Origin of the sequence: Nonomuraea sp. NPDC050783, assembly GCF_040802095.1 — a bacterium.
Lineage (GTDB): Bacteria > Actinomycetota > Actinomycetes > Streptosporangiales > Streptosporangiaceae > Nonomuraea.
In genome coordinates, this window is the sequence record NZ_JBFAHK010000014.1 from 137532 (window position 1) to 163775 (window position 26244).

Genomic DNA, 26244 nt, shown 5'->3' on the forward strand with positions numbered 1-26244 from the left:
TATGTCCTATTTAGTGCCCGACGGCCGGAGATCCTCGCCTGCCCAGCTCCTCCAGCATCAGCCCCAGGCCGATGCCCAGCAGCCAGATGTCCTTCGACACGCCGAGCCCCTGCTGGGACGGCCGCAGGCTGCCCTCGCGGCGCATGCCGGGCGTCTTGAGATAGAGCCCGAGCAGCCCGCCCGCGAACCCGGTCAGGGCCGCCCCGGCCAGCAGCGACGGCACGAACGGCAGCGCCAGCGTGGCTCCCAGGGCCAGCTCGGCCCGCGACAGGAGCCTGGTGAACTCCACGGGCTCCATGTCGCCGAGGAACGGATAGGTGCCGGTGGCCATGCCGTGCAGGCCCTTCGCGGTCTCCTCGTCGGCGCCGGTCTTGTCCAGGCCCGAGTGCAGGATGATGGCGGCGGCCGCCAGCCGGGGCGGAAGCTGGTGAGCGCGAGCGAAGATCCTCATGTTTCCTCCTAGAACGGCTATTCGCCCCCCTTCCCCTTGCAAGTCCGGCACACCCCGTTCTTGGATATTCCGGGGGCGGGGCGGGTGCGCCAGGAGGAGAATTCTTGGGCTCCGCTTGGTGCCTCCCACTAATGTGCAGCTGTGATAAATGGCGCATACCTCAGATATCCGCACCTGCACGGTGACCTGGTCACCTTCGTCGCCGACGACGACGTCTGGATCGCTCCCCTCGACGGCGGAAGGGCCTGGCGCTTCACTGCCGACCGCGTCCCCGTGGCCCACCCGCGTTTCTCGCCCGACGGCACCCGCATCGCGTGGACCAGCGCCAGGGAAGGCGCCGCCGAGGTGTTCGCGGCCGAGGTGGACGGGCCGGAGGGCGAGCGGCTGACCTTCTGGGGCAACGCCACGACCGGGGTGCGCGGCTGGAGCGAGGACGGGCGCGTGCTGGCCGTCAGCGCGGCCGGGGAGAGCACCCGCACCCAGACCTGGGCCTACGCCGTGCCGCTCGACGCCGGGCCGGCCACGCGGCTGCCGTACGGCTGGGTCAGCGACGTCGCCGTCGCCGGCGACCGGGTCGCGACCGTCTCGCCCATGTGGCGCGAGCCCTCGCAGTGGAAGCGCTACCGGGGCGGCACCGCGGGCAAGATCTGGGTGGACGCCACCGGCGACGGCGAGTTCGCCCGGCTGTTCGCCGACAGCACCGCCCAGTACTGGTCGGTGAGCTGGATCGGCGACCGGCTGGTCTTCCTGGCCGACACCGACGGCACCGGCAACCTCTACTCCGTCCTGCCCGACGGCTCCGACCTGCGCCGGCACAGCGACCACCAGGAGTTCTACGCCCGGCACGCCACCGGCGACGGGCGGCGCGTCGTCTACAGCCACGCGGGCGACCTGTGGCTGCTGGAGAGCCTGGACGCCGAGCCGCGCCCGCTGGACATCCGGCTCGGCGGGCCGCGTCCGGGGCGGGCCAGGCGGCCGGCGCCGCCGCGGGTGGGGTCGTACGCGCCGGACGCCACCGGGCGGGCCAGCGCCGTCGAGATCCGCGGCACCGCCCACTGGCTCGCCCACCGCGACGGCCCCGCGGGGACGCTGCGCGCCGAGCCCGGCGTCCGCGTGCGGCTGCCGCGCGTGCTCGACGCCGACGGGCACGCCATCTGGGTCTCCGACGCCTCCGGCGAGGACGGCCTGGAGATCGGCACGCCCGGCGGCGAGGTACGCACGCTGGCGACCGGCCGGCTCGGGCGGGTGCTGGAGCTGGAGGCCGCGCCCGACGGCAAGCACGCCGCCGTCGCCACGCACGACGGCCGGCTGCTGGTCGTGGACCTGGAGTCGGGCAACCTGCGCGAGCTGGACCGCACCTCGCACGGCGACCTCAGCGGGCTGACGTTCTCGCCCGACTCGTCGTGGCTGGCCTGGGTCCACCCGCACCAGGAACCGCTGTCGCAGATCCGGATGGGACGGGTGGACGGCACCTCGGTCATCGAGGTGACCCCGGTGCGCTTCGCCGACTACGACCCCGTGTTCACCAGGGACGGCAAGCACCTGGCCTTCCTGTCGATGCGCACCTTCGACCCCGTGTACGACGCGCACGTCTTCGACATGTCCTTCCCGCAGGCGTGCAAGCCGTACCTGGTGCCGCTCAAGGCCGACACGCTCTCGCCGTTCGCCCCCTCCCTCCAGGGACGCGGCTTCAACGGCGAGGACGACAAGCCCGGCAAGGACGACAAGAAGGACGACACGCCGCCGCGTACCGAGGTGGACCCGGAGGGGATCGGCTCGCGCGTGGTGCCCGTCCCCGTGCCCGCCGGCCGGTACGGCAACCTGCGCACCGCCAAGGACGCCCTGCTGTGGCTGCGCCACCCGCTGGCCGGGCAGCTCGGCGACGGCAGCGACGCGCCGCACGAGATCGTGCTGGAGCGCTACGACCTCAAGAAGCGCGCCAGGAGCGAGCTGGGCAGGGAGATCCGCTCGTTCGAGGTCAGCGGCGACGGCACCCGCCTGGTCGTCAACGGCAAGAACGGCCTGCAGACCCGCGCCGCGAGCGAGGGCGACGAGGTCGTCACCATCGACCTCGACCGGATCGGCGTGCAGGTCGACCCGATCGCCGAGTGGCGGCAGAGCTTCCGCGAGGCCGGCCGGCTCATGCGCGACCACTACTGGCGCGAGGACATGAACGGCGTCGACTGGCAGGCCGTGCTCGACCGCTACGAGCCGCTCGTCGAGCGCATCGGCTCCCACACGGAGCTGATCGACCTGCTCTGGGAGGCGCAGGGCGAGCTCGGCACCTCGCACGCCTACGCCATCGCCCCCGCCGGCGCCGCCGACCCGCGCCGCCGCCAGGGCCTGCTCGGCGCCGACCTGGCCAGGGACGCCGACGGCGTGTGGCGCGTCGAGCGCGTCCTGGCCGGCGAGTCCTCCGACCACGCCGCCCGCTCGCCGCTGCTCGCCCCTGGCGTGGCCGTCCGCCCCGGTGACGCGATCGTCGCGGTGGCCGGCCGCCCGGTCGATCCGGTACGCGGCCCGCTCGCCCTGCTGGCCGGCACCGCCGACCAGCCCGTCGAGATGACCGTCCGGCCCGGGTCGGGCGGCGAGACGCGCCGGGTCGTGGTCACCCCGCTCGCCGACGAGACGGCGCTGCGCTACCACGACTGGGTGGAGAGCCGGCGGGCCCACGTCCGGGAGGTCTCCGGCGGGCGGCTCGGCTACCTGCACGTGCCCGACATGGTCGCCTCCGGGTGGGCGCAGTTCCACCGCGACCTGCGTACCGAGATGGCCCACGACGGGCTCGTAGTGGACCTGCGCGGCAACAGCGGCGGGCACCTGTCGGAGCTGGTGCTGGAGAAGCTGGGCCGCAAGGTCACCGGCTGGGTGCGGGCCCGCGGGTTCGAGCCGCGCCGCTACCCGGTCGACTCGCCGCGCGGGCCGGTCGTGGCCGTCACCGACGAGTTCGCCGGCTCCGACGGGGACATCGTGAGCGCCGGGATCAAGAACCGCGGCCTCGGGCCCCTCGTCGGCACCCGCACGTGGGGCGGCGTGATCGGCATCGACTCCCGCTACCAGCTCGTGGACGGGACCCGGGTGACCCAGCCGCGGTACTCGTTCTGGCTGGAAGGGCACGGCTGGGGCGTGGAGAACTACGGCGTCGAGCCCGACGTCGAGGTGGTCGTCACGCCCCAGGACCGGGTGGCGGGACGCGACCCGCAGCTCGATCGGGCGATCGAGCTGGCCCTGGCCGCCCTGGCGGAGAACCCGCCCGCCACGGCCCCGGCCCTCCCGCCCCTGGCCTGACCTCGCCCCTGACCGCCCGCCCGCGCCGACCCGGGGCGGGCGGTCAGGCGAGGCGGGACAGCCGGTCCAGGATCTCGCCGAGCACCGCCTCGGAGGTGGCGAAGTTCAGCCGGACGTACTCCGCGCCGCCGGGCCCGAACGGAGCCCCGTCGCTCAGCAGCACCTTGGCCTCCCGCTCGATGACCTCCGCCATCCCCGGCCGCCCCACGTGCAGCCAGGCCAGGTAGGTGGCCTGCGGCATCCGGTACCCGAACATCCCCGGCAGCCGCGCGGCGATGGTCCGCCGGTTACGGTCCAGCAGGGCACGGACCTCCTCCAGCCAGGCGTCCCCGTGCCGCCACGCGGCCACGGTCGCCTCGACGCCGAACAGGTGCGTCGAGCCGTACAGGAAGGGTGGCTGCGCCTCCAGGGCCCTGCGGACGCCCTCGTGCCCGACGTGGGCGACCGAGCAGCGGATGCCGCCCAGGTTGAACGCCTTGGTGGCGGAGGTGAGCGTCACCGTCCGCTCGGGGGCGATCGTGGCGAACGGGATGTGCCGGTGCGGCTCGTAGGTCAGGTCGGCGTGGATCTCGTCGGCGATGACGAGCAGGTCGTGGCGCTCGGCCAGCTCCGCCAGCTCGGTCAGCTCCTCGCGGGTGAGGACCCGGCCGGTCGGGTTGTGCGGGTTGACCAGCAGGAGCACCCGGCAGCCCGCCAGGTCGGGGGTGGTGAAACGCCACGAGTCGCCGTCCGGCTCGGCCTGGATCGGGTACAGGGGCCGCCGCATCACCTGGAGCGTGCCCAGGAACGGATGGTAGGCGGGGGTGTGCACGGCCACGCCGTCGCCGGGCCGCGTCCAGACGTGCAGCAGCACCTGCAGGGCGTGGTTGAGGTCGGAGAAGGTGCGCACGAGGGAGAGGTCGGGGGACCAGCCGTAGCGGGCGGCCATGCGCTCGCCGAACGCCTCCCCCAGCGGGCCCGCGCTGGGCTTGTCCAGCCAGGTCGGGTAGCCGAGGTCGCCCTCGGCCCGCCGGCGCAGGGCCTCGATCACGGGCGGGGCGGTGGGCAGGTCCATGTCGGCGATCCAGGCCGGAATGACGCCAGGCCCAGCTTTCGACCACTTGAATCCGTCATTTCGTGCCTTGAGGTCTTCTGGGCTGTATGTGTCATTCACCCGGCCATTCTAGGATTTCGGATTGTGACGAGGCGGTGGCACCACCTGTGGCAGGCTGAGCGGCGATGACCCCCCACCCGAAGATCGACGCGATCGTCGAGACGTACCTGTCGCTGGCCGACGCGGAGGCCCCCGGACTGGTCGAAGGGCTCTACCTGGAGGGCTCGGCGGCCCTCGACGACTACCACCCGGCCACGAGCGACGTGGACTTCGTGGCGGTGACCTCGGCCCTCCCTCCCGCCGGGACGCTGGCCCGCATCCACGCCAACCTCGGCGCGCACCCGTTCGAGGGCGTCTACCTCACCTGGGACGACCTCCGCCGCGACCCCAGCGGCCTCGGCCCCCGCCCCCGGGCGCACGAGGGCAGGCTCGACCCCCAGGGCGGCGTCAACCCGGTCACCCTGCACACCCTCGCCCGCCACGGCGTCGCGTGCCGGGGCCCCGAGCCGGGGGAGCTCGACATCTGGGCCGACCCGGCGGCCCTCGCCGCCTGGACGGACGACAACCTCGACCGCTACTGGCGGCGCCTGGTGAGGCAGGCCGCCAGCCTGGCCCGGCCGTGGGGCCTCGCGGCACTCGGCGGGTACGCGACGGTGTGGATCGTCACCGGCGTCTCCCGGTTGCACTACACGCTGGCGACCGGCGAGCTGACGTCCAAGACGGGCGCCGCGCGGCACGCGCTGGAGGCGTTCCCCGAGCGCTGGCACCGCGTCGTGCGCGAGGCGCTGCGCCTGCGCGAGGAGGACGACGCGCGGCCGTCGCTGGGCGGCCTGCTCTCGGGGCTCACCGAGCACTTCGCCGTGCCCCGGCGTTCGTTGTACCGCTCGCCGCTGGAACGGCGCCAGGACGTGCTGGGCTTCGCCGGCCAGGCCATCGAGGCCGCGCACGCGCTGTACACCGCCCGGTAGGGCAGCGGCCGGGCAGGCGGGCGAGGGCGTTCCCTCCGCCCGGGGAGAGACCCAGGTCCCGTCGGGCCGAACCGGGCCGAACCGGGCCGAACCGGGCCGGATGTGCGACGACCACAGGCGCGCCGGCCACGGGACGGGGGAGCCGGGAGGAGGGGCACAGGAGGAGCGGGGGCGGGACGCGGGCGGAGCGAGACGTCAGTAGCAAGTGAGGCGAGATCGGGGCGCGGGCGTTGGGCGAGATCGGGGCGCGCGGGCATTGGGCGGCATGCGGCGGGACGGGGCCGGCGGGCGGGGATGCCGTACCCGTTCCGTTGTCCGTCTGCCGTGCCCCGTTCGTCCTTCTGGCCTCGTTCGTCCTTCTTCTGGCTTCCGGCTTCCGGCTTCCGGCGCGCGCCGGAGCGCGGCGCGGCGAGGTGACGCGCGCCCTGCCCGCCGCCCCTCAGGTCAGAGCCGGCGCAGGACCGCCACGACCTTGCCCAGCACGCTGGCCTCGTCGCCCGGGATCGGCTCGTAGTTGGGGTTGTGGGGGACCAGCCAGACGTGACCGTCCTTGCGCTTGAACGTCTTGACCGTGGCCTCGCCGTCGATCATGGCGGCCACGATGTCGCCGCTCTCGGCCACCGGCTGCTGGCGTACGACCACCCAGTCGCCGTCGGCGATGGCGGCCTCGATCATCGAGTCACCGGCGACCTGCAGGAGGAACAGCGTGCCCTCGCCGACGAGCTGCTTGGGCAGCGCGAAGACGTCCTCGACGCTCTCCTCGGCGAGGATCGGCCCACCGGCGGCGATGCGGCCGACGAGCGGGACGTAGGCGGCGGTCGGGCGGTTGACCGTGGGCTCCTCGTCGGTGGTGGCCGCGTCGGGATCGACCCACATCACCGGCTCGCCGGGCAGGCGCACCTCCAGGGCGCGGGGGCGGTGCGGGTCGCGCCTGAGGTAGCCCTTGCGCTGGAGGGCCGTCAGCTGATGCGACACGCTGGAGGTGCTCGTCAGCTGGACGGCCTCGCCGATCTCCCGCATGGAGGGCGGATATCCGCGCCGCTGAACCGAGTCGCGGATCACTTCCAGGATCTTGCGCTGCCTGGGCGTCAGGCCCAGGGAGTCGCGCCTGCGCACCGCGAGGTCGCTGACCCCGCTCGCGCCGTCCCGCTCGGTCATGCTGCTCCTCCTCGCCCGGATGCCCGCCTCACCGGCGAACCTCCCGTTCTGTGGTCTTGATGTCGCACACCGCGAACGTATCTCGCTTGAAGATCATCTTCAAACAATTGTTCGAGTCTTCCTCGAATTTGTCGCCGGCGTGGTGTACAACATCGTACGGGAGTTCGATCGACACCGTGTTCGATTCGCTGATCTTATTCGGCCTTTCCTCGGGCCGCACGGCAGGAGGTCATCCATGCGAGCGACCACAAACACGGACATGACCAGCGAAGACGCCAAACACCTCACTCTCATCGCCGACGCCACGCAGAGCAAGGACCGACGGGGAGACGACGATACGCGGGCGGAAGCCGGCCCCCGCGGAAATTCCGGCAAGAGGTTGGGGTCCCGTTCGAGTGGCGGCCGGGGAACGCGTGGAAACCCACCGGGCAGCGGCGTCATGGGTGGCGTCATAGGCGGGGTCATCGATGGCGGCGCCGGGCCGCGTGCCGCTGGCGACACGCCGCCGGGCGCGGGCAACGGCACAGGGGCGGGCTCCGGCCGTGGCACGCGGCGGATGGCCGGTGGGCGGGAGTCCGGCGGTGGTGCGAGGGCGGGTGCCGGCGGCTCGGGTGCGGGGGCGGGGCAGGGGAGGCCCCACCTGCGTCTGGTCCCGCCGCCTCGGTCCGGCACAGGCGCCGACGGCGTTGGTGCGGGTGCGGGCGAGCCGGCTTCGGGCGGGCGTTCCGGTCGCGGCGGGGGGCCGGTGCCGGAGCGGCCGGGGGACGAGGGGGCCTCGGAGGCTCGCGGTGCCCTGGAGTCGGTCAGGCGAGGCCCGCCGGGGGGCCGCGCGTCCCGTCCGAGGCGTCCGACGGGCCGGCCCGCCATAGGCCCGAGCCCGGTGCGGGGCCGGGCGGGGGACGTCCCCGCGAGCGACCCGCCCCGGCGACCGCGGCCGGACGACCGCGACGGGAGCAAGGGCCGACGGGCTTCAGCCTCGGCAGCCGGTACGGGTCGGGGAGGGCCTGGCACCGGCGGCAGGCTCGGCCTGAGGCCGGCACGCCCGCGTCCCCGCGCGACGGACCCGGGACGGGACGCCGCCGTGGAACGGGACGGCATCCTGGGACGGAAGGGCACGGCAGGACGGGGCGACGCCATAGGACGCGGTGACGCCGTGGGACGGGGCGACGCCGTGGGACGCGGTGACGCCGTGGGACGGGGCGACGCCGTAGGACGCGGTGACGCCGTGGGACGGGGCGACGCCGTGGGACGGGGCGACGCCGTGGGACGCGGTGACGCCGTGGAGCGCGGCGGACCCCCCGCGCCCGGCCCGGCACCCGAGCGCGGCGGACCCCTCGCACCCGAGCGCGGCGCCCGTCCCGAGGGCCCCGGCGCGGACGGAAGGGCCGCACCCGGCACCGGACGCGACGCCGGGACCGGTCGATGGGGCCGGGGTGACGTTGGGGCCGGTTCATTGGGTCGGGGTGATGCCGGGGCCGGGCGGTCGGGTGAAGGTAGAAGGGGTGAGAGTGCTGGGCGTCGCCGGGGGTGGTGGCGCGGGCTGGGGCTGAGGAGGAGGAGCGGTCCTTCGGGGGTCGCGGTGCGTTCGAGCGTGTCGTCCGGCCGCCCGGCGTCCCCGTCCTCCCGCCCGGCGTCCCTGCCCTCCCGCCCGGCGTCCCCGTCCTCCCGCCCGGCGTCGTCGCCCTCCCGTCCGGCCGTGCGGGGCGGGCACCTGGCGGTGGTGGACGGGATGTCGGACGCGCGGGCCAGGCGTGGGTCCGTACGGAGGAAGGGGCGACCTGCCGCTCGGGGCGGGTGCGTGGGAGCGGGGCCCGTGCGGCTGACCCGGCGGGGGCGGGCCGTGGTGGTCGTGGCGGTGGCCCTGCTGTCGCTGGGCGGGTTCTGGCTCGGGACCCGCACCGCCGGTCACGCGGCGGTGAAGGTCGTGGTGCCGAGCCATGCCGGGTTGCCCTGGGTGGAGGTCCGTCAGGGGGACACGTTGGGGGCGATCGCCGACGTGCTCTCCGGGGGTGAGGACCCGGCGGCCGTGGCGGAGGAGATCGAGCGGCTGAACGGTCTGGCGGGCCCGGCGAACGGCTCGGCGGACCCGGTGATCCGTCCCGGCACCCGGCTGTTCGTGCCGAGGGACGTGGCGGCCGTGACCCGCTGATCACCACCCGCGCGGCCCGCCCTCAAGCCCGCCCGCCCTCGAACCCGCCCGCCTTCAGACCCGCCCGCCCTCAGACCCGCCCTCGAATCCGCTCTCAGGCCCGCCCTCCGAGGCGACGGGTGCGGGGGTCGCCGGGCTCTTCGCCCTCCGGTGCCCCCTTTGCGGCGCACGCCCTCCTAGCTGGGACGGAGGGAGCGGAGCGAGAGGCGTGAGGTGTCCGATACCGTTGTGAGGTTTGTTCACCACCGTGGCGGTCAGCAAGAGGTGTGACGTCGTCGCGGGCGACACGCCGCGCGCGCCCGAGGATGCCCACCCTGATCAGCGACTTCGGCCGGACGGCGTCGCTCAACTTGCGTTCATGGTCACGCGCTTCTACGGTTGGACCACAACATCTAGTAGTTACACCGATGTAGTTCACCACACCTTGTGTTTCCGTGACCGCTCCATGGTCAGCCGTGGAGTGTGCGCGAGCGTCCCTTCAGCACGGTCCGGCGCGCGTGGTGGTGGCCGCAGGTCTAGGAGGCGAGCGCGTGCACTGTCCGTTCTGTCGCCATCCCGACACCAGGGTCATCGACAGCCGCTCCACGGACGACGGCGCGGCCATCAGGCGGCGCCGCACCTGTCCCGAGTGCGGGCGCCGCTTCACCACGCAGGAGACCGTCCTGCTCATGGTGAGCAAGCGCAGCGGCGTGACGGAGCCGTTCTCGCGGGACAAGGTCGTCGCGGGCGTGCGGCGGGCGTGCCAGGGCCGGCCGGTCAGCGAGGACTCGCTGGCCCAGCTCGGGCAGCGGGTGGAGGAGGCCATCAGGGCCAAGGGCGCGGCCGAGATCCCGTCCAACGAGGTGGGCCTGGCCATCCTGGGCCCGCTGCGGGAGCTCGACGAGGTGGCCTACCTGCGGTTCGCATCGGTGTATCGCGGTTTCGAGAGCCTGGCGGACTTCGAGGCCGAGATCAGGCAGTTGAAGGCGGAGAAGGGGGAGTCATGACGGAGACGGCCAGCGGTTCAGTCGCGCGCGGGGGGAAGCGTCCGCGTAGAGGGCTGAAGATGAAGCGGATCTTCACCACGCCCGGCGTGCACCCGTATGACGAGATCCAGTGGGAGCGCCGCGACGTCGTCATGACCAACTGGCGCGACGGCTCGGTCAACTTCGAGCAGCGGGGCGTCGAGTTCCCCGAGTTCTGGTCGGTGAACGCGGCCAACATCGTGACGACCAAGTACTTCCGCGGCGCGGTGGGCACCCCCCAGCGCGAGTGGAGCCTGAAGCAGCTCATCGACCGGGTCGTCGGCGTCTACACGCGGACCGGCATCGAGCACGGCTACTTCGCCGGCGAGGAGGACGCCGAGATCTTCGACCATGAGCTGAAGTACGCGCTGGCGCACCAGGTGTTCGCGTTCAACTCGCCGGTCTGGTTCAACGTGGGCACGCAGTCGCCCCAGCAGGTGAGCGCGTGCTTCATCCTCTCCGTGGACGACACGATGGAGTCGATCCTGGAGTGGTACAAGGAAGAGGGCGTGATCTTCAAGGGCGGCTCGGGCTCCGGGGTCAACCTGTCCCGCATCCGCTCCTCCAAGGAGCTGCTGAGCAGCGGCGGCACCGCGAGCGGCCCGGTGAGCTTCATGCGCGGCGCCGACGCCTCCGCGGGTACGATCAAGTCGGGCGGCGCGACCCGCCGGGCGGCCAAGATGGTCGTCCTGGACGTGGACCACCCCGACATCGAGGAGTTCATCGAGACCAAGGCGCGCGAGGAGGACAAGATCCGCGCGCTGCGCGACGCCGGCTTCGACATGGACCTCGGCGGCAAGGACATCGTCTCCGTCCAGTACCAGAACGCCAACAACTCCGTGCGCGTCTCCGACGAGTTCATGCGCGCGGTGGAGAAGGGTGAGAAGTTCGGCCTGCGGGCCCGCCTCACCGGCGAGGTCATCGAGGAGATCGACGCCCAGGACCTGTTCCACAAGATGGCCAAGGCCGCCTGGGAGTGCGCCGACCCCGGTGTGCAGTACGACGACACGATCAACGACTGGCACACCACCCCCGAGACGGGCCGCATCACCGCCAGCAACCCGTGCAGCGAGTACGTCCACCTGGACAACTCCTCCTGCAACCTGGCCAGCATCAACCTGCTGAAGTTCCTGAAGGACGACAACTCCTTCAACGTCGCCGACTTCGTCAAGCTGACCGAGCTGATCATCACCGCGATGGACATCTCGATCTCGTTCGCCGACTTCCCGACCGAGAAGATCGGCGAGACCACGCGGGCCTACCGGCAGCTCGGCATCGGCTACGCCAACCTGGGCGCGCTGCTCATGGCCACCGGCCACGCCTACGACTCCGACGGCGGCCGGGCCGTGGCCGCGTCGATCACGTCCCTGATGACCGGCGTGTCCTACCGGCGCAGCGCCGAGCTGGCCGGCGTGGTGGGCGCGTACGAGGGGTACGCCAGGAACGCCGAGCCGCACAAGCGCGTCATGCGCAAGCACGCCGCGGCCAACGACGACCTGCGCACGGTCGGCACCATGGACGCCAAGATTCACGCCGAGGCGTCCCGCCAGTGGACGGAGTGCCTCAGGCTGGGCGACAAGCACGGCTACCGCAACGCCCAGGCCAGCCTCCTGGCCCCCACGGGCACGATCGGCCTGATGATGGACTGCGACACCACCGGCATCGAGCCGGACCTGGCGCTGGTCAAGTTCAAGAAGCTCGTCGGCGGCGGCTCCATGCAGATCGTCAACCAGACGATCCCGCGGGCGCTCAAGCTGCTCGGCTACCAGCAGGAGCAGATCGAGGCCATCGTCGAGTACATCGCCGAGCACGGCCACGTGGTCGACGCCCCCGGGCTGCGCACGGAGCATTACGAGGTGTTCGACTGCGCGATGGGCGAGCGGGCGATCGCCCCGATGGGGCACGTGCGGATGATGGCGGCCACGCAGCCGTTCCTGTCCGGCGCGATCTCCAAGACGGTCAACCTGCCCGAGTCGGCCACCGTCGAGGACATCGCGCAGGTCTACATGGAGGGCTGGAAGCTCGGCCTCAAGGCCCTGGCCGTCTACCGCGACAACTGCAAGGTCGGCCAGCCGCTCTCCGCCGGCAACGGCGCCAAGAAGGAGGAGCCGCAGGAGGCCGCCGCCGCGCCCGCCGAGCCCGAGGTCAAGGTCATCGAGGTCAACCGGCCGACCCGGCGGCGCATGCCCAACCAGCGGCCGAGCACCACCACCCGCTTCACCGTGGGCGGCGCCAAGGGCTACATGACCGCCTCGTCCTACCCCGACGACGGGCTCGGCGAGGTGTTCCTCAAGATGTCCAAGCAGGGCTCGACCCTGGCGGGCGTCATGGACGCGTTCTCGGTCGCGATCTCCATAGGGCTCCAGTACGGCGTGCCGCTGGAGACGTACGTCTCGAAGTTCGTCAACATGCGCTTCGAGCCGGCCGGCATGACCGACGACCCGGACATCCGCATGGCCGCCTCCGTCATGGACTACATCTTCCGCCGCCTGGCCCTCGACTACCTGCCGTACGAGGAGCGGGCCGCCCTCGGTCTGTTCTCGGCGGCGGAGCGGACGGCGCAGCAGCGCGGGGAGGACCCGGCGGCGCTGCAGGAGGCGGTCGACCGCGAGGCGCTGGCCCAGTCGGCGCCCATCGAGGAGAAGCAGCCCCAGCAGGCGGCCGTCGAGGGCGAGCCCCCGGCGGGCGGTGGCAGGGAGCTGACGCTGGAGAGCCACCAGCGCTTCACCGCCGACGCGCCGCTCTGCATGACCTGCGGCACCAAGATGCGTCCGGCCGGTAGCTGCTACGTCTGCGAGGGCTGCGGCTCGACCAGCGGTTGCAGCTGACAGCGGGCCGGGCTCCGTCGGCTCCCGGCCGCCTGAGGCCCACCGCGGCCGCCTGAGACGTGGCCGCCTGAGACGTGGCTGCCTGAGGCGTGGCTGCCTGAGGCGTGGCTGCCTGAGGCGTGGCTGCCTGAGGCGGGCCCGGCTGAGGCGGGCCCGGCTGAGACGTGCCCGCCTGAGAAGGCGATCCTTCTGGAGAAGGGGATCCGGACCTCGTTCCGGGTCCCCTTCGGCGTGTCCGGACCCGGTGGCGGCGCCCGCCAGGGCGGCCGGCGCGTCGCCTTACCTTTCGGGGCGCTGCGTTGTCGAACCGGTGAGGCGTCCTCCCCGGCCGCCCTGGCGTCGCCGGGGTCGCCTGCCTCGGACACCCGCTGAGATCGAGAAGGGAACTCCGCCATGCCCACGCCCGGACACCACGCGATCACCAAGGTCGTCGTCATCGGCGGCGGTTACGCCGGCACGCTCGCGGCCAACCGTCTGCGAGCGCGCGCCGGCGTCGACATCACTCTGGTCAACCCCCGCCCCGAGTTCGTCGAGCGCGTCCGGCTGCACCAGCTCGCGGCCGGCACCGGCGGGGCCACGACCGGCTACGGCACGCTGCTCGGCGCGGACGTCCGGCTGGTGGTGGACAGCGCCACGCGCATCGACACCGCCGCCCGCGCCGTGCGGCTGGCCTCGGGCCGCGCGCTGGACTACGACTACCTCGTCTACGCGGCCGGCAGCACCGGGGCGGTCCCGTCATCGGTGCCCGGCGCCGCCGGGTCGGCCTTCGGCGTCGCCGAGCTGGAGAGCGCGCGGCGGCTGCGGGCCCGGCTGGCGGAGCTGCCCCTCGACGCCCCGCTCACCGTGGTCGGCGGCGGGCTGACCGGCATCGAGACGGCCGCCGAGCTGGCCGAGCGGGGGCGGGCGGTCACGCTCGTGTGCGGCCGCGCCCTGGCGCCGGCGTTCGGCGAGCCGGCCCGCCGCGCCCTGGCCAGGTGGCTGTCCCGGCACGGTGTCACCGTGCTGGAGGGCGCGGTGGTGAGCGAGGTCCGGGCGGAGGCGGTCGTCCTCGCCGGTGGTGCGGTGCGGGCGAGCGCGCTGACCGTCTGGACGGGCGGTTTCGCGGTGCCGGGGCTGGCGGCGGCGAGCGGGCTGCGTACCGACGCGCTCGGCCGGCTGCTCACCGACGAGACGCTGACCAGCGTCGATGACGACCGCGTCGTCGCGGCGGGGGACGCCGCCGCGCCGTCGGGCCGCCCGCTGCGGATGAGCTGCTACGCCGCGGGGCCGCTCGGGGCGCAGGCCGCCGACACCGTGCTGAGCCGGATCGCGGGGGCCGCTCCGGCGGTGATCGACGTGGGCTTCACGGGGTCGTGCGTCAGCCTCGGCCGGCGCGCCGCCCTGCGGCAGTTCGCCCGCAAGGACGACACGGCGACGAACGTCTACTTCGGCGGCCGGGTGGCGGCGGCCTACAAGGAGCTGACCTGCACGTTCGCGATGGCGAGGATCCGCCGTGAGGCCCGCAGGCCCGGGTCCGTGATCTGGATCAAGGGCGGTCCGCGCTCCGGGCGTCCGGCCGCGACCGTCACGTGATCGGCTCGTCGGCCCGGAGGCGTTCCCGGGCGGATCAGGAGTGCAGGATCCTGCGGAGGACGTCCGGGCGGTTGGTGATGATGCCGTCCACATGCCGGCCCAGCGCGCGGCGCATCGCGCTCGGGCTGTCCACGGTCCAGGTCAGCAGGCGCATGCCGAGGGCGTGGACGCGGCGGACGTACGCGGCCGTCAGGGTGGCGTACGGCGGGTTGATGTAGTCGGCGAACGCCGCGAGCTGGGGGAGCTGCGCGGTGGACGGGGTGCCGAGCAGGCCGATCCGCACGCCCGGCAGGTGGCGGTGGAACGTCCGCATGGAGGTCCAGTCGAACGACTGCACCACCAGACGTCCCGGAGCCTGCCAGGCGGGGTGGCGGCGGAGCTCGCCGGCCACGCGCTCCTCGATGCCCGGGTAGAGCTGGGGGGACTTCACCTCCAGCAGGAGGCCCATCCCGGAGTCGGCCATCGTGGACAGGGCCTCGCCGAGCGTCGGCACGGGCTCGCCGGCGTACTCGGGGCCGGACCAGGAGCCGGCGTCGAGCTCGCGGATCTGGGCGAGGGTGAGGTCTCCCACCCGCCAGGGGGACAGGCCGGGGTGGACCCGCTCGACGTCGGTGGTGCGCGACAGGGTGGTGTCGTGCATCAGGACCAGCTTGTGGTCCTTGGTCTCCTGGACGTCGAGTTCGAACAGGTCGGCGCCCATGTCGGCGGCGAGCTCGAAGGCGGCGATCGTGTTCTCCGGCGCGTACGCCGAGGCGCCCCGGTGCGCGATGCCGACGACGCCGGACGCCGCCGAAGCCGGGGCCGGGGCCGAGGTCGAGGCCCGGGCCCGGGACGGGGCGGCCGGCGTGGCGAGGCAGAGCGCGGTGGCGAGGGCGAGCGCGGCGGCGGGGGTGAGGGCAAGGCGTCGGAACATGGGTCTCCTCCGTCGGGGAGAGGCCGGTGAACCGACGGTGACAAGTGTGCGTGACTAAAGGTTGAGTGCAGAGTAGACCAGGAGTGCCCAGGCGATGAGCATTCGACACGCCGTCGAGGTCTCAGGACGTGCCGGGCACGGGCAGCGGCCCGCCACGCCAGACCGGGAACGGCCGGGCGCCGGTCGCGGTGTCGAAGGCGGCCGCGGACAGCAGGCGGGTCGAGTCGAGGGTGGGCAGCGGCGAGTCGTCGGGAGTGATCAGGAGGGGGATCTCGGTGCAGGCCAGGGCGACGGCGTCGCAGCCGCGCCCGGCGGCGAGCCGTTCGATGATCTCGACGTAGGCGCGGCGCGAGCGGTCGGTGAACACGCCGTTGACCAGCTCGGTGAAGATGATCTCGTTGACGGTCCTGCGGTCCTCGGGGCCGGGCACCTCGGCGGCCAGGCCGCGGGCGGCGAGGGCGCGCGGGTAGAGGTCGCCCTCCATCGTGTAGGAGGTGCCGAGGACGGCGACGCGGGTGTGGCCGGCGCGGGCCGCCTGGTCGGCGACGACCTCGGCGATGTGCAGGCCGGGCAGCGCCAGGTCCTCGCCGGGGCGTTCGAGGGCGAGGTGCGCGGTGTTGTCGGGGCAGATGAAGAAGCGGGCTCCGGCGCGGGCCAGGCGGGTCACGCTCGCCGCCAGCGTCTTCCTGACCGTGTCGTGGTCGCCGGCGTCCCAGGCGGGCATGCTGCGGCCGAAGGGGATGTAGTCGAGGGTGAGGTCGGGATGGTCGTGGTGGCCGAGCCTGCGGAAGCCCTCCTGGCAGAAGGACAGGAAGCTCAGTGCGGCGCCCTCGGTGCTGTGGGCGAGGATGCCCAGGTGATGCCAGGCGGGGTGGTTCATGGGGTCTCCTGCGGGGGTTCGCCGACGCGATCGGCTCTGTTGATCGGTTCCATGATGCACGCCTGGCGCTCGTAGCCTGATACGCGTGAGATCCACCGGTATGTTGGCCGTCCTGCTGTCGGCGTGGTTCATGGCCCAGTTCGACTTCTTCGTGGTCAATGTCGCGGCTCCCTCCGTCGAGCGCGACCTGCACGCCGGCCCGGCCGCCCTGGAGCTGATCGTGGGCGGTTACGCCTTCACGTACGCGGCCGGGATGATCACCGGCGGCCGGCTGGGCGACCGTTACGGCTACCGGCGGGTGTTCGTCTGGGGCGTGGCCGCGTTCACGGTGGCGTCCGTGTTGTGCGGGATCGCGGCGAGCCCGGGGCAGCTCGTCGCCGCCTGCCTGCTCCAGGGCCTGGCGGGCGCCGTGATGGTGCCGCAGGTGCTGGCCACGATCTCGGCCGCCTACCCGCCGGGCGAGCGGGCCAGGGCCCTCGGCTGGTACGGCGCCGCCGGCGGCCTCGGCTCCATCGCCGGCCAGGTGCTGGGCGGCCTGCTGCTGACCGCCGACGTGCTGGGCCTCGGCTGGCGGGCGGCCTTCCTCGTCAACCTGCCCGTCGGCCTCGCCGTCGCGCCGCTGGCCGCCTGGCTCCTGCCCGAGGTCGAGACCGGCCGCCGGGCGCGGCTCGACGTGCCGGGAGCGGCGGGCCTGGCCGCCGGGCTGGCGCTGGTGCTGGTGCCGCTCGGCCTCGGCAACCACCTCGGCTGGCCCGCCTGGACGTGGGCGAGCATGGCGGCGAGCGTCCCGGTGCTCGTGCTGACCTGGCGCCGGCAGCGGGCGCTCGGGGCGCGCGGCGGGCAGCCGGTGCTGGACCTGGCGCTGCTCAAGGTCCACTCCTACCTGGCGGGTGTCGGCGCGATCGTGGCGTTCATGGCCTACTTCGCCTCGTTCATGTTCACGCTGACCCTGTTGCTGCAGGGCGGGGCGGGGCTGAGCGCGTTCCAGGCGGGGCTGGCCTTCGCGCCGATGGGGGTCATGTTCACGGTCACGTCGCTGCTGGGGAGGCGGCTGGTCGCCCGGTACGGGCTGGTCGTCGTCCTGGCCGGCGGCGTGGTCGCAGCGCTCGGGCTCGGCCTGCTGGTGGTCACGGCCGGGGCCGGCCTCCCGTACGTGATCGCCGCCGTGACGCTGGTCGGCGCGGGCAACGGGCTGGTCCTGCCGCAGCTCATCGGGGCGGCGCTGGTGGAGGTCGCCCCGCACCAGGCCGGCGTCGGCTCCGGCGTGCTGAGCACCGCGCAGCAGTTCGCGGGCGCGGGCGGGGTGGCCGTGATCGGCGCGGTGTTCTTCGCGGCCGAGCGGGGCGGCGGCCATGCGGCGGCCATGCGCTGGTCGGCCGCCATCGACCTGGGGCTGGTCCTCGTGGTGATCGCGACCGTGGCCTACAACCGGCGGCGGGCTACGCGGAGGGCGGGCTCAGCACCGTCCCGTACAGCCGTGACGTCCTGATCCTGATCACCAGCCGCCGGTCGGCGACCATCCGGCGCAGGAACGCCGCCTCGTCGGCCGGGTCGGCCAGGCCCGCCTGCATGGCGAGCAGTTCCTTGCCCACCTCGTCGCCCGGCTCGGCGGTCACCGGCGACAGCTCCGCCTCGCCCTCGGCGACCGCGTAGGACCAGAAGTCGTCGCTGGTGACGTACAGCGCGCAGCGCGGGTCCTGGTGGAGCCGGCGGGCCCTGGCGCGGTCGGCGATCGTCGAGATCCGCGCCACGCGCTGCTCGGGGTCCCAGCGGTACAGGACGGTGGACACGCGCGGAGGGCCGCCGGGCTCGTTCGTCGCCAGCGCGCCGAAGCGCTGCCGCGCCAGCAGCGCCGACAGCTCGGCGTCCGTGAGCGAGCGCATCGCCCCGCCACCCGCGCCCTGCTCCCCGGCGGGCGGCAGACCGGCGCCCTGCCCTCCAGCCGGCGACGTGCCGGCGCCCTGCCCCGCGGCCGGTGGCGGCGGTGCCGGATTCAGGTTCCGCCCGTACTGATCCGACACCTGCCAGCCCCCCGTCCGAATTGCGGAAATTTCACCCTATCTCTAGCTGCCGGTTGAATGTCTGGGCATCGGAGATCACCCAGTATTCGGCGAACCTGCCGTTCTCGGCCCGCAGGAGGTCGTGACCGCTGAAGGCCACCCTGGTCCCCGGCCGCGCGCCCGCGCCGGGCAGGCCGCCCCGGTACGTCCCGGCGAACGTCCACCGGGCCGCGACCCGGTCGCCGTCCACGATCGGCCCCACGTCCAGCGTGACCTTGACGTCCTCGAACGGCGCGTGCCCCTGCCGCAGCGCCTCGGCCAGCCCGTCGGGACCGTGCACGTCCATGCCGGGCCAGTGGCCGACGAAGCCGGGGGTGACCAGCTCGCGGGCGAGCGCGAAGTCGCCGTTCCACATCTCCAGCAGCCAGCGCTCGTACAGTTCGGCGATCATGCCGGCTCACTACCCCCGCGCCGGTAATTTACCAATCGTGAATCTTGCTATTACCGGCGGACATGTCGTACCGGTCGATGGCGATCCCATCGACGGCGGCACCGTGCTCATCACCGACGGGAAGATCGCCGAAGTCGGCGCGGACGTCGCGATCCCCGACGGCTGCACCGTCGTGGACGCCGCGGGCGCCTGGGTGCTGCCCGGCTTCGTCGAGGCCCACGGCCACCTCGGCGTGCACGAGGAGGCCGAGGGCTGGGCCGGCAGCGACACCAACGAGATGACCGACCCCAACGGCGCCCGCCTGCGCGCCCTCGACGCGATCAACCCCGCCGACCTGGCCTTCGCCGACGCCCTGTCCGGCGGCGTCACCACCGCCGTGATCAAGCCCGGCTCCGGCAACCCCATCGGCGGTCAGACGGTCGCCGTCAAGTGCTGGGGCCGGTCCGTGGACGAGATGGTGATCAAGGAGCCCGCCAGCGTCAAGAGCGCGCTCGGCGAGAACCCCAAGCGCGTCTACGGCGACCAGAAGAAGCTGCCCTCCACCCGCCAGGGCGTCGCCGCGGTGATCCGCGACGCGTTCATGAAGGCCCAGGACTACCGGGCCAGGAAGGCGGCGGCGGCCCGCGAGGACAAGCCGTTCGACCGCGACGGCACCCTGGAGGTGCTCGTCCGCGTGCTCGACGGCGAGCTGCCCTGGTGCCAGCACACCCACCGGGCCGACGACATCGCCACCGCGCTGCGCCTGGCCGACGAGTTCGGCTACCGGCTGATCATCAACCACGGCACCGAGGGGCACCTGCTGGCCGACGTCCTGGCCGAGCGGAACGTACCGGTGATCATGGGACCGCTCTTCACCAGCCGCTCCAAGGTCGAGCTGCGGCAGCGCTCGCTGCGCAACCCGGGCATCCTGGCCCGCGCCGGCGTCGAGCTGGCGATCACCACCGACCACCCCGTGGTGCCGATCCACTTCCTGGTCCACCAGGCCACGCTGGCGGTCAAGGAAGGGCTGGACGCGGCCGGGGCGCTGCGCTCGATCACCGTCAACCCGGCCCGGATCATGGGCCTGGACGACCGGGTCGGCGCGCTGCGCCCCGGGCTCGACGGTGACGTGGTGATCTGGTCCGGCGACCCGCTCGACGTGATGAGCAGGGCGCTGCGGGTGTTCGTCTCCGGCCGGGAGGTGTACACGTACGCGGACGGCGAGGGCGTGACGGCGGATCCGTACTACCGGGAGTCAAGCGAGCGTTAAGCGCCTGTAGCCCGGCGGGGCGCATAGTGGGTGGGCCAGCGGGAAGAAAGGCACCACCATGACAGCACCGCCGCTCGCCCAGCGTCCCAGCAAGGCACTGTTGATCGGGCTGGTCCTCTCGGGGCTCCTCGCGCTGCTGACCCTGGCGGTCATGCTGGTCGTGGGCGGCCCCGTCGGGTTCGGGCTGTCGATGCTGCTGGCGCTGGCGCCCCTGCCGGTGCTGCTCGCGGCGGTGCTCTCCCTCGACCGGCTGGAGCCCGAGCCGAAGCTCAACCTCGCCTTCGCCTTCGCGTGGGGCGCGGGGGTGGCGATCGTGCTGGGCATCGCGCTGACGTTCGTCGGGCAGGAGCTGTTCAAGGCCGGGTACGGCAGCGCGGTCGCCGAGAGCGTCGGCACGGTCTTCCTGGCCCCCGTGATCGAGGAGGCGCTCAAGGGCTCGGCGCTGCTGCTGCTCCTGCGCCGCCGCCAGGAGATCGACGGCCTGACCGACGGCATCGTCTACGCCTCCATGACCGGCCTCGGCTTCGCCGCCGTGGAGAACGTCGGCTACTACCTGATCGCCTTCGGCCAGTCCGGCCCGGACGCGGCGATCCAGCTCTTCGTGGTGCGCGGGCTGATCGACCCGCTCGGCCACCCGGTCTACACCTCGATGATCGGCCTCGGCGTCGCCTACGCGCTCACCCGGCGCACCGCCTACCGCTACGCCATGGTGCCGCTGGGCTACCTCGCCGCCGTGTTCCTGCACGCCCTGTGGAACGGCGCGGCCAGCACGGGGTCGCTGACCCTGCTGGGCGGCGCCTACCTGGTGATCATGACGACGCTGGTCCTGCTGGTCGCCGTGACGGTGAACGAGCGCCGTCAGCTCGTCGGCAAGATGGCCCTCTACCTGCCCGGCTACCGGCACACCGGGCTGGTCTCCGACGCCGACGTGCGGATGCTCACCACGCTCCCCGGGCGCAAGGCGGCCCGCAAGTGGGCCAGGCGGGCCGGGCTCGGCCGGGCCATGAGCGACTACCAGCAGGCCGCGACCGAGCTGATCATGCTCCACCTGCGGGCCGAGCGGCAGGAGCTGGACCCGACCAGGTTCGTGCTGGAGCGGGACGCCTACCTGGGGGCGATGGCCCAGGCCCGCCGCTGGTGAGTGGGGACACCCGGCCGGTCAGCGCCTGAACGCCCACACCGCCGCGGCCATCGCCGCGGCGAGCACGACGCAGGCGGCCATCGCCACTGCCGTCCCGCGCGCCGGCCCCAGCGCGCCGACGACCGCCGCCACGCCGGCCGCGCCCAGGGACGAGCCGACGTACCTGGCGGTGTTGTTGGCCCCGGAGCCCATGCTGACCCGGTGGGCGGGCACGCTCTCGACGGCCAGGTGGGTGATCGCCGAATTGATCAGCCCCGATCCGGCGCCGCTGACCGCCAGCCCGGCGACGGTCAGCGGCAGCCGGAGCTCGGCGCCCACGCCGAGCAGCGCGGCGAAGCCGGCGGCGGTCAGCCCGAGCCCCAGCGCCAGCCGGGCGGCCGATCCCAGCCGGACGCGGCCGCTCAGCATCGAGCCCGCGAACGACGTCCCCGACCACACGGCGATGAGCAGCGCCGTGTCCATCGGGGTCAGGCCGTGCGCGAGCTGCAGCACGGTCGGCAGGTAGTTGAGCAGCCCCACGATCGCCGCCCCCACGACCAGCGCCGCCCCCGTGGCCAGCAGGAACGCGGGCCGCCCGAACAACGTCAGGTCCAGCAGCGGCTCGGCCCGCCGCCGCTCCACCGCCACGAACGCCCCCACCAGCACTGCCGCCACCGCGAACGCGATCGGCACCACCGGCCGCGACCAGCCCGCCCGGCCCTCGGTCACCCCGGCGACCAGCGCCGCCAGGCCCAGGCTGAGCAGCACCACGCCGGGCACGTCGAACCGGCGCGGCACCGGCGAGCGCGACTCCTCCAGCATCCGGGCGGCCGTCGCGGCCAGCGCCGCCGCGCAGGCGGCCACCAGCGCGTACACCGCCCGCCAGCTCGTCATCGCGGCCAGCGCGCCGGAGACCAGCGGCCCGAGCAGCGTGCCCAGGCTGATCATGGCGCCGTACCGGCCGGTGGCCCGCACCCGACCGGCCCCCGCCGGGAAGGCGTGGCCGACGATGCCGAGGCTGGCCGCCAGCATCGCCGCGCTCGCCCCGCCCTGGGCCAGCCTGGCCGCGACGAACACCGGCACCGACGGGGCGGCCGCGGCCACCGCGCCGGCGGCGGCCAGCACCAGCGAGCCCGCGACCAGCACCCGCCTGCGCCCGCGGTCGTCGGCCAGCCCGCCGGAGACCAGCAGCAGCGACGCCAGGCCGAGCGCGATCGAGCCGAGCAGCCACACCGGCCCGCTCGGCCCGGCGCCCAGCGACCGTGCCATCTGCGGCAGCGTCACCATCGGCGCGGTGAAGTTCGCCAGCACCAGCAGCGGCGCCGCCGACGCCACGGCCAGGGTGCCGCGCCGCGCCACCCCTGTCGGTTCGGTCATTGAACTCATAGCGCCGGACGGTATCACGGTTCGATGAATGAACTAACATGGGGGGCATGGCGCTCGGCAAGAACTACGACGGTCAGGACTGCTCCTTCGCCAGGGCGCTGGAGGTGCTCGGCGAGCGCTGGACGCTGCTCGTGGTCCGCGACGCGATGTACGGCGTGCGCCGGTTCGGCGACTTCCAGGCCCACCTCGACATCCCCAAGGCCGTGCTGTCGCAGCGGCTGGGCGCCCTCGTCGCGGCCGGCGTGCTCGAACGGCGCCGCTACCAGGACGCCCCGCCCCGCGACGAGTACGTGCTGACCCCCGTGGGCCGCGAGTTGTGGGTGCCGGTGCTGGCCCTCGCGCAGTGGGGCGAGCGCCACCTGGCCGCGCCCGGCGGCCCCCGGCGGCTCTTCCACCACGTCACCTGCGGCACCCGGCTGGACCCCTGCTCCGTCTGCGGGGTCTGCGGCGGCGCCGTCCCGCTGGAGGAGGTCGAGGTGCGCCCGGGGCCGGGCCTGCGTGACGACACGCGTGGCGACCTGGTCAGTCTCGCCCTGCGGACGCCGCACCGGATGCTCGCGCCGATCCCTGACAAAATGGGGGCGACCCCCGAAGGGAGATCATATGAGCTGGGCGGAGATCCAGTCCGAGGCCGAGCTGCGCGAGCTGCTCGGTGAGGTGATGCCGAGGGCGGCGGCGAAGGAGCGCGTACGCCTGCACGAGCGTGACCGGCAGTGGCTGGCGGCCTCGCCGTTCTGCCTGGTCGCCACCTCGGACGAGCAGGGCAACTGTGACGTCTCGCCCAAGGGCGACCCGGCCGGATTCGTCCACGTCATCGACGACACCACGATCGCCATCCCCGAACGGCCCGGCAACCGGCGCGCCGACGGCTTCCGCAACATCCTGAGGAACCCGCACGTCGGCCTCATCTTCCTCATCCCCGGCCGCGGCGAGACGCTGCGCATCAACGGCAGGGCCCGGCTCGTCCGCGAGGCGCCGTTCTTCGACGAGCTGATCGTCAAGGGCCACCGTCCGCGGCTGGCGACCGTGGTCGAGATCGAGCAGATCTTCTTCCACTGCGCCAAGGCGCTGATGCGCTCGTCGTTGTGGAAGCCCGAGACCTGGGGCGACGACCTGCCCTCGCACGCGCGCATCACCGTGGAGGTGCAGAAGGTCGAGGAGTCCCTGGAGGAGCTGGAGAGCTACTACAGCGAGAAGACGTACAGCAAGAAGCTGTACGCCTCCTAGGCTCAGGCGGCGGGCGCCGGGCCGCCGGGGAAGCGCAGGACGTTCCTGCCGGTGTAGGCCCGCAGGTCGATGATCTTGGGATCTGCGGGTGGCCTGCGGCGGTCCGCCGAACGGATGTCACGGACCTTGTGCCTGGCGACATGTGGCGGCACTACCACAAGCCTCTTCATCGTACGCCCCCCGTGATGTTCCTGTTACCTCTGTTGTCTACCGATACGCCCGTAAGCTGGGTGTAAGGAACGGGTCAATAGGGTAGCGGGCGGCCCGCCGGCGACCGCAGGTCCACCTCCGGGACCCGCCGTGGGCGTCGCTTGCTCGTCTCCTTGGTGACTCTGACGCGTTTCATGGCTCCCCCTTCTCCGAACCGCGTCGTCCGCCGTCATGCGCGCCAACCTAGCCGGGGCGCCAGGCCCGCTCAACGTATTTCTGCGCCCTGGCGCCCCGGTCGCGTCGGTGAGGTGCCGGTCAGGCGCCAGGGGTGAGCCGGGTGGTGACCCCGATCCGGTTCCAGGCGTTGATCATGGCGATCGCCGCGACCAGCAGCGCGAGCTGCTTGTCGTCGTAGTGCTCGCGCGCCTGCTCCCACACCGCGTCCGGCACGGCCTCCCGGTCGGGCAGCCTGGTCGCCTCCTCCGTCAGTGCCAGGGCGGCCCGCTCGGCCGGGGTGAACACCGTGGCCTCGCGCCAGGCCGCCACCATCCACAGGCGCTCGTCGCTCTCGCCGGCCTTCTTCATGTCCCGGCTGTGCATGTCCACGCAGTAGGCGCAGCCGTTGATCTGGCTGGCCCGCAGCTTCACCAGTTCGAGGGTGCTCACGGGCAGCTCGCCCTCGTGCAGGATCTTCTCCACCCCCAGGAAGTGGCGGTAGACGTCGGGGATGTGCTTGGTGAGGTCGATCCGCTGGGTCATGACAGTCCCTCCCGTGGTCTTTTCCGTACTTACGGGAACTGGACGGGGCAGGCCGCCACGATGTGACAACTCCGGCGAAGAAATCTCAGCCCTTGCAGTTCCCCCAGCTCTGACGGCCGCCCCACGCCTCTACGCGGTTGTCGGGGTCGCGGGTCCAGCCGGCGTACCGCACGCACTTCCAGTCCCCGTCCAGGTGGCCGGTCTCGGCGTAGTAGCGGTACTTCTGCGCGTCCTCCGACCGGCCGCCGCCGCGCACCTCCAGGTACGCCCCCGTGACCGAGCGTACGCCCCGGAACGTGGTCTTGATCGCGGCGACGCAGTTCTCCCCGGCGCGCTTGTTGTACATGAGGTACACGTGCCCGAAGACGGCGCCGTCGCGCGTCTTCATCGCCCGGTGCCCGTCCTTGACGCGGTGGAAGCCTGGGCCGCAGACGCGCTCCGGCGTGTACGCGGCCGAGGCGGCGTACACGGAGGAGGGGAGGGCGGCGATCCCGGCGGCGGCCAGGGCGGCCGCGAGGACGGTTCGCGTGAGCACATTCATTCCTTCGAGAGAGGATACGGGACATCGATGATCTTTACTGTGGTCTGTTGGGGATGGCAAGGGGAATGAAGAATGCCGCTTATCGCGGTATGTGCGGCCTGGGCCGTGTTCTGGGGATCGTGGTCGGCCCTGCTACCCGCCGTCAAGCTGGAGCTGGGCGTCTCGGCGGCCGATCTCGGGCCGGCGCTCAGCGCGGTGCCGGTGGGGGCGATGCCCGCCATGGCGCTGACCGGCAGGCTGGCGCGCAGCCGGGAGCGGACCGCCCTGCTGGCGGTGACGGCGGCGTTCGCGCTCAGCGTGGCCGGCGTCGGACCGGCCGGCTCGCTCGGGGCCGACGTCAGGACCGTGCTCGCGGCCGTCGCGGCGATCATCCTGGTCACGTCCCTGTCGGTGCTGACGCTGCGGGTGGAACGCGGCCCCGTCGCCTCGCCCGAGCACGGCGACCGCGGCCGCGTGTGGCGCACCGCCGCCGTGCTGGGGGCGCTGGCCGCCTGCGCGCTCATCATCGAGAACGCGGTCGAGCAGTGGTCGGTGCTGCTGCTGGAGGAGCACCGCGGCGCGTCACCGCTGGTGGCGAGCGCCGCGCCGTCGGTCTCCATGGCGATGCTCACGGCCGGGCGGCTCGTGGCGCAGGCGCTGCCCCGGCTGTCGCTGCGGACGATGTACCTGGTGGCGGGGGCGGGCGGCGGCGCGGGCATGGCGCTGGCCGGCCTGGGCGGGCACGTCTGGACGTCGCCGGCCGGCTTCGCGGTGACCGGGCTCGCGCTCGGGCCGCTGGTGCCCGCCCTGCTGTCACGGGCCTCGGTCGACGACCCGAGCGGAACGCTGGTGTGGGGGGTCTCGACGATCTCGTACACGGCGTTCGTGGCCGGCCCGCTGCTCGTCGCCGCGCTCAACGGCGGCCTCGGGCTGCCCGCCGCGCTGGCCGTGCTCGGGCTGCTCGGCCTGCCGCTGGTCGCCCGGTTCGCCGCCGAACGGCCGTGACCCGGGCGAGCGGCCCGAATATGGTGGTCTCTTGGGAGGAACGCACCCCATGACCGGGTATCCCGACGGCGGA

General features: G+C 73.2%; 23 protein-coding genes. 12 read left to right on the forward strand and 11 right to left on the reverse strand.

Annotated elements, in window-relative coordinates; genetic code table 11:
- Nucleotides 1–10: 10 nt before the first annotated feature.
- Nucleotides 11–451 carry a hypothetical protein gene (locus tag AB0H75_RS32360; protein ID WP_367802949.1) on the reverse strand — a complete coding sequence of 147 codons (441 nt, stop codon included), beginning with the start codon at nt 449–451 and terminating at the stop codon, nt 11–13.
- A gap of 141 nt (nt 452–592) precedes the next feature.
- On the opposite strand from AB0H75_RS32360, the gene AB0H75_RS32365 reads away from it, so the two are divergent.
- Nucleotides 593–3739, forward strand: a complete 3147-nt coding sequence (locus AB0H75_RS32365) for a PDZ domain-containing protein (protein ID WP_367802951.1) — start codon at nt 593–595, stop codon at nt 3737–3739.
- 43 nt (nt 3740–3782) lie between these two features.
- On the opposite strand, the gene AB0H75_RS32370 is transcribed toward AB0H75_RS32365, so the two are convergent.
- Entirely contained in the window at nt 3783–4793 is a 1011-nt protein-coding gene (locus AB0H75_RS32370) for a MalY/PatB family protein (RefSeq protein WP_367802953.1), read from the reverse strand.
- Nucleotides 4794–4957: 164 nt separating this feature from the next.
- On the opposite strand from AB0H75_RS32370, the gene AB0H75_RS32375 reads away from it, so the two are divergent.
- Nucleotides 4958–5800, forward strand: a complete 843-nt coding sequence (locus AB0H75_RS32375; protein ID WP_367802955.1) for an aminoglycoside adenylyltransferase domain-containing protein — start codon at nt 4958–4960, stop codon at nt 5798–5800.
- Nucleotides 5801–6244: 444 nt separating this feature from the next.
- On the opposite strand, the gene lexA is transcribed toward AB0H75_RS32375, so the two are convergent.
- The gene (lexA, locus tag AB0H75_RS32380) at nt 6245–6958 is read right to left on the reverse strand and encodes a transcriptional repressor LexA (protein WP_367802957.1); all 714 of its coding nucleotides are present in this window, start codon (nt 6956–6958) and stop codon (nt 6245–6247) included.
- Between the two features lie 1813 nt (nt 6959–8771).
- Between lexA and AB0H75_RS32385 the strand changes: the two genes are divergently transcribed.
- The 4 genes from AB0H75_RS32385 to AB0H75_RS32400 all read left to right on the forward strand — a co-directional run bounded on the left by AB0H75_RS32385 (nt 8772) and on the right by AB0H75_RS32400 (nt 14511).
- Nucleotides 8772–9107, forward strand: coding sequence for a LysM peptidoglycan-binding domain-containing protein (locus tag AB0H75_RS32385; protein ID WP_367802959.1), 336 nt, complete (start codon nt 8772–8774; stop codon nt 9105–9107).
- 530 nt (nt 9108–9637) lie between these two features.
- On the forward strand, nt 9638–10093 hold the full coding sequence (gene nrdR, locus AB0H75_RS32390) for a transcriptional regulator NrdR (protein WP_168016843.1): 456 nt from the start codon (nt 9638–9640) through the stop codon (nt 10091–10093).
- Nucleotides 10090–12939, forward strand: coding sequence for a vitamin B12-dependent ribonucleotide reductase (locus tag AB0H75_RS32395; RefSeq protein WP_367802961.1), 2850 nt, complete (start codon nt 10090–10092; stop codon nt 12937–12939). The genes nrdR and AB0H75_RS32395 overlap by 4 nt, the downstream gene beginning before the upstream one ends.
- A 393-nt stretch (nt 12940–13332) precedes the next feature.
- The gene (locus AB0H75_RS32400) at nt 13333–14511 is read left to right on the forward strand and encodes an NAD(P)/FAD-dependent oxidoreductase (RefSeq protein WP_367802963.1); all 1179 of its coding nucleotides are present in this window, start codon (nt 13333–13335) and stop codon (nt 14509–14511) included.
- 34 nt (nt 14512–14545) lie between these two features.
- Here the strand turns inward: AB0H75_RS32400 and AB0H75_RS32405 are convergent, their stop codons facing one another.
- Together AB0H75_RS32405 and AB0H75_RS32410 are read right to left on the reverse strand one after the other, a co-directional pair.
- The gene (locus AB0H75_RS32405; protein ID WP_367802965.1) at nt 14546–15424 is read right to left on the reverse strand and encodes a glycerophosphodiester phosphodiesterase; all 879 of its coding nucleotides are present in this window, start codon (nt 15422–15424) and stop codon (nt 14546–14548) included.
- 121 nt (nt 15425–15545) lie between these two features.
- Nucleotides 15546–16304: an aspartate/glutamate racemase family protein gene (locus tag AB0H75_RS32410; RefSeq protein WP_367802967.1), complete on the reverse strand. Its 759-nt coding sequence runs from the start codon at nt 16302–16304 to the stop codon at nt 15546–15548.
- Nucleotides 16305–16389: 85 nt separating this feature from the next.
- Between AB0H75_RS32410 and AB0H75_RS32415 the strand changes: the two genes are divergently transcribed.
- On the forward strand, nt 16390–17793 hold the full coding sequence (locus AB0H75_RS32415; RefSeq protein WP_367802969.1) for an MFS transporter: 1404 nt from the start codon (nt 16390–16392) through the stop codon (nt 17791–17793).
- Here AB0H75_RS32415 and AB0H75_RS32420 read toward each other — a convergent pair.
- Together AB0H75_RS32420 and AB0H75_RS32425 are read right to left on the reverse strand one after the other, a co-directional pair.
- A complete protein-coding gene (locus tag AB0H75_RS32420) occupies nt 17744–18187 on the reverse strand; it encodes a TIGR03618 family F420-dependent PPOX class oxidoreductase (protein WP_367802971.1) in 444 nt (147 codons plus the stop codon). The genes AB0H75_RS32415 and AB0H75_RS32420 overlap by 50 nt on opposite strands.
- A 169-nt stretch (nt 18188–18356) precedes the next feature.
- Nucleotides 18357–18755, reverse strand: a complete 399-nt coding sequence (locus tag AB0H75_RS32425) for an ester cyclase (RefSeq protein WP_367802973.1) — start codon at nt 18753–18755, stop codon at nt 18357–18359.
- 37 nt (nt 18756–18792) lie between these two features.
- On the opposite strand from AB0H75_RS32425, the gene AB0H75_RS32430 reads away from it, so the two are divergent.
- A complete protein-coding gene (locus AB0H75_RS32430; protein WP_367802975.1) occupies nt 18793–20004 on the forward strand; it encodes an amidohydrolase in 1212 nt (403 codons plus the stop codon).
- 58 nt (nt 20005–20062) lie between these two features.
- Nucleotides 20063–21145, forward strand: a complete 1083-nt coding sequence (locus AB0H75_RS32435; RefSeq protein ID WP_367802977.1) for a PrsW family intramembrane metalloprotease — start codon at nt 20063–20065, stop codon at nt 21143–21145.
- Between the two features lie 18 nt (nt 21146–21163).
- Here the strand turns inward: AB0H75_RS32435 and AB0H75_RS32440 are convergent, their stop codons facing one another.
- Nucleotides 21164–22501: an MFS transporter gene (locus AB0H75_RS32440; protein WP_367802979.1), complete on the reverse strand. Its 1338-nt coding sequence runs from the start codon at nt 22499–22501 to the stop codon at nt 21164–21166.
- A 56-nt stretch (nt 22502–22557) separates the two neighbouring features.
- Between AB0H75_RS32440 and AB0H75_RS32445 the strand changes: the two genes are divergently transcribed.
- Both AB0H75_RS32445 and AB0H75_RS32450 read left to right on the forward strand, forming a co-directional pair.
- Nucleotides 22558–23166: a winged helix-turn-helix transcriptional regulator gene (locus AB0H75_RS32445; RefSeq protein WP_367802981.1), complete on the forward strand. Its 609-nt coding sequence runs from the start codon at nt 22558–22560 to the stop codon at nt 23164–23166.
- Entirely contained in the window at nt 23114–23737 is a 624-nt protein-coding gene (locus tag AB0H75_RS32450) for a pyridoxamine 5'-phosphate oxidase family protein (RefSeq protein ID WP_367802983.1), read from the forward strand. The genes AB0H75_RS32445 and AB0H75_RS32450 overlap by 53 nt, the downstream gene beginning before the upstream one ends.
- 2 nt (nt 23738–23739) lie before the next feature.
- Here AB0H75_RS32450 and AB0H75_RS32455 read toward each other — a convergent pair whose 3' ends face one another.
- The 3 genes from AB0H75_RS32455 to AB0H75_RS32465 form a co-directional block, all read right to left on the reverse strand.
- Nucleotides 23740–23907: a hypothetical protein gene (locus AB0H75_RS32455; RefSeq protein ID WP_367802985.1), complete on the reverse strand. Its 168-nt coding sequence runs from the start codon at nt 23905–23907 to the stop codon at nt 23740–23742.
- A gap of 295 nt (nt 23908–24202) precedes the next feature.
- Nucleotides 24203–24646: a carboxymuconolactone decarboxylase family protein gene (locus AB0H75_RS32460; RefSeq protein ID WP_367802987.1), complete on the reverse strand. Its 444-nt coding sequence runs from the start codon at nt 24644–24646 to the stop codon at nt 24203–24205.
- Nucleotides 24647–24731: 85 nt separating this feature from the next.
- Nucleotides 24732–25181, reverse strand: coding sequence for a hypothetical protein (locus AB0H75_RS32465; protein WP_367802989.1), 450 nt, complete (start codon nt 25179–25181; stop codon nt 24732–24734).
- Between the two features lie 78 nt (nt 25182–25259).
- Between AB0H75_RS32465 and AB0H75_RS32470 the strand changes: the two genes are divergently transcribed.
- Nucleotides 25260–26171 carry a hypothetical protein gene (locus AB0H75_RS32470; protein ID WP_367802991.1) on the forward strand — a complete coding sequence of 304 codons (912 nt, stop codon included), beginning with the start codon at nt 25260–25262 and terminating at the stop codon, nt 26169–26171.
- Nucleotides 26172–26244 lie beyond the last annotated feature (73 nt).